Genomic DNA, 2,627 nt, shown 5'->3' on the forward strand with positions numbered 1-2,627 from the left:
AAAAGTTTGTTGGGACAAAAGAATTTGCTGAGATAATGGGGTGGAGTTCAAATAAAGTAGCTTCATATCTTAGTATGGTAAAAAAGGGAACGCTAAAAGCGGACTTTCCCGTGCCGGTCCAACGGTTGGCTTGCGGAGCTATTTGGAAGCGGAAAGATGTTTTGGAGTATAAAGAAAATCGGAGAAAAAAGGAGGATGAAAGAGATTGACTAGGATAATTGCAATATCGAATCAAAAAGGTGGAGTTGGTAAAACAAGCACGACTTTAAATTTAGGAGCCTGCCTTGCGGAGAGGGGTAAGAAGGTATTAATGCTTGACCTTGATCCTCAAGCACACTTATCTATAAAAGAGGATATTTGGCTTGAGGGTATTGACGGGCTTTCTTTTATAAAAGGAGAAAAAGAGTTAAAGAGTAACGGCAGAGATTTTAACTTAATCCATTCGGATTTAAGTTTAAGTAGTTTTGAAAGTGAGTTTTCAAACAAGTTGGGACGAGACCAGTATTTACAAAGAGCTATTAGAAAAAGCGAGGAAGAAATATCTAAGTACGATTTTGTTTTGATTGATACACCGCCAAACTTAGGAGTATTAACAACAAATGCGCTTACGGCTTGTAATGAGGTTGTTATACCGGTTCAAACTCTTGAATTTGCGAAGCAGGGTTTAGAGATATTTTTGGCTATGTTTAAATCAGTTGAAGAAATACTTAACCCAAATATTAAGAGTTGGAATGTTTTATGCACGATGGTTGATTTTAGAAGGAAGCAAGATAAAGAAATACTTGAAGAGTTAAAAAATGAGCATAAAGGGCATATTTTTAACACGTTTATAAGGACTAATTCAAAAGTAGCGGAATCACCGAGGGCACAGACGGACGTTTTAAGTTATGCGAAAAACAGAGCGCAAGATTATATCAATCTTGCGGGGGAGGTTTTAAAAAATGACAAGAACTAAAAATGAGGAACGTCAGGCACAGGCAAGAGAAATAATTAAATTAATCCATGACACACCTAAAAACGAGTTGGTGTATCTTGAAATTATTAACGTTAAACCTAACCCAAATCAGGTAAGGAAAGAATTTAAAGAAGGCGGGATTAGAGAGCTTGCAAACTCTATTAAAGAGCGTGGAGTTATTGAGCCGTTAATTGTAAGAGAGCTTAAAGAGGGAGAGAAAATCAAAGAGGGAGAATACGAAATAGTTGCGGGGGAAAGGCGTTGGCACGCCGCACAGGTGGCAGAACTAAAAGAGATACCTTGTATTATTAGAGACCTTAATGATGATGAGGTTGTGGTTGAAGGTTTAATTGAGAATTTACAGCGAGAAGATTTAACGGCAATTGAGATTGCGAAAGGGATTAAGGAGGTCAAGCAGCGGTGCCCCGGGGCACCTTTAGAAGAAATTGGGAAGAAATTGGGTTTTAGTAAGACAAGGGTTATCCGTTATTTAAACATTCTTAGGTTGCCCGAAGAAATATTTAATGACTTTGGGCAAGCCGCGCTAAACGAAAAGCACGGGCGGGCGTTGAATATGCTTAAGGGTAACAAGAAAGTCCAAAAGGATTTGTTTGATGAAATAATTAATCAGAGGCTTACCGGTGATAAAGCAGTTGAGAACGCAAGGGAATATCTTGATCACCTGCCGGTGAAAACGGCGGTAACCGGAGTTGATAAAAAACTTGAAAGCATTGAGAAGAAATTTGATAAACTTAAAAGTAGGGAAAAAGCTCAGTTAAAAAGTGAACTGAAAGAAATTATAAAGAGAGCGAAAAGTTTGTTTGAGAAACTTTGAGATGGCAAAGGGAATTGAGAAATTGAGAAAGGGTAACCCGTGTTACCCTTTAAAAGAAATTGGAGGGGTTTATCTATGGAATACAAAGTAAATCTTAAAAAAACAGAAGGAGAGCCGATCAGAAAGCGTACTTTCTTTGAGTAGTTAATTATTTTAATATAAAGCATCTCAATTCCATTCCATCTGTTCTCTATTTATGAAAAAATCCCAAATTCCATACCAATGGGTAGGTTACAAACTTCTACATATGTGTTAAAAAGTTCTTATTCCATACTCTATCAACTCTCGCCTGATGGCCTGATTGTTGATTGTGTTTCGATTTAAACATTTTTAATTATAAAATATCGTTTTTCATTCTTCATTCTTATTTTTTCATTTGAAACAGCTCCCGACTACCGACTAATTAGGACTAGAGGCTGTCTTTCAAGGCTGGTTCAAAAGGTTGCTTTTCAAGGCTGAACTTAAAAGCTGCTTTTAACATTTTTATTTCTTAATTAATTCAAATTAGATTATTTCTGATAACTTTAGCTATTTCATGCTTCCTTTCTTCTCCACTCATCTCTGCCGAGCCAGAGGTTAAAGCGGATAGGCCTTTAATCTATAACGTAGAAACTCTAACAAAAGAATTAAAGGGCAAAGATAAAGAAGCCATTATTAAAGTTTTGGGAGAGCCAGCAGTTAAAAACCAGCCGAAGAAAACGAGAAAAATCTAGAATATTGATGGTATAGTCTTCCAAAATCAGGCATTTTTGTGTATTTTAATGATGGTAGGGTTTACAATATAAGCGTGTTTACAGAGGATAGGAGGTCTAAGAAGCTATAGCATTTATATTTTAT

The 2,627-nt window shown here is 36.5% G+C and carries 3 protein-coding genes; all 3 read left to right on the forward strand.

The window, feature by feature from the left end; genetic code table 11:
• Positions 1-209: hypothetical protein (locus Q7U95_RS08550; protein ID WP_308753637.1), on the forward strand; the 209-nt coding region annotated here is incomplete at its 5' end.
• Positions 206-955 carry a ParA family protein gene (locus Q7U95_RS08555; protein WP_308753639.1) on the forward strand — a complete coding sequence of 250 codons (750 nt, stop codon included), beginning with the start codon at positions 206-208 and terminating at the stop codon, positions 953-955. The genes Q7U95_RS08550 and Q7U95_RS08555, both read left to right, overlap by 4 nt.
• On the forward strand, positions 942-1,790 hold the full coding sequence (locus Q7U95_RS08560; RefSeq protein WP_308753641.1) for a ParB/RepB/Spo0J family partition protein: 849 nt from the start codon (positions 942-944) through the stop codon (positions 1,788-1,790). Before Q7U95_RS08555 ends, Q7U95_RS08560 begins: the two co-directional genes overlap by 14 nt.
• Positions 1,791-2,627 lie beyond the last annotated feature (837 nt).

Origin of the sequence: Candidatus Oleimmundimicrobium sp. (genome assembly GCF_030651595.1) — a bacterium.
Lineage (GTDB): Bacteria > Actinomycetota > Aquicultoria > UBA3085 > Oleimmundimicrobiaceae > JAUSCH01.